Source organism: Bacillus sp. EKM208B (assembly GCF_011800725.1).
Lineage (GTDB): Bacteria > Bacillota > Bacilli > Bacillales > Bacillaceae > Bacillus > Bacillus velezensis.
Genome location: NZ_JAANHO010000070.1, coordinates 1 through 203, shown reverse-complemented (window position 1 = coordinate 203; position 203 = coordinate 1). Strand labels below are relative to the sequence as shown.

Annotated in this window: 1 protein-coding gene; it reads right to left on the bottom strand. The window is 61.6% G+C overall.

Annotated elements, in window-relative coordinates; translation table 11 throughout:
• The coding region (locus G9F75_RS19915; protein ID WP_167409353.1) for a condensation domain-containing protein at nucleotides 1-203 on the bottom strand (203 nt) is incomplete at both ends.

Sequence of the window (203 nt, the reverse complement as noted above, 5' to 3'; positions counted from 1 at the left end):
CGCCCGGCAATCGGCGAGCCGACGATGATGTCTTCCTGCCCGCTCAATCTCGCGAGTAACGTATTGTACGCGGCGAGAAGCACCATATACAAAGTGGAGCCGTGATCCCGGGCGATGCGGTGAAGACCGGATGCCGTTTCAGCGTCAAGCGTGCACGATACGCTGCCGCCCGCAAAGCTTCTGACAGCCGGACGGGGCTTGTC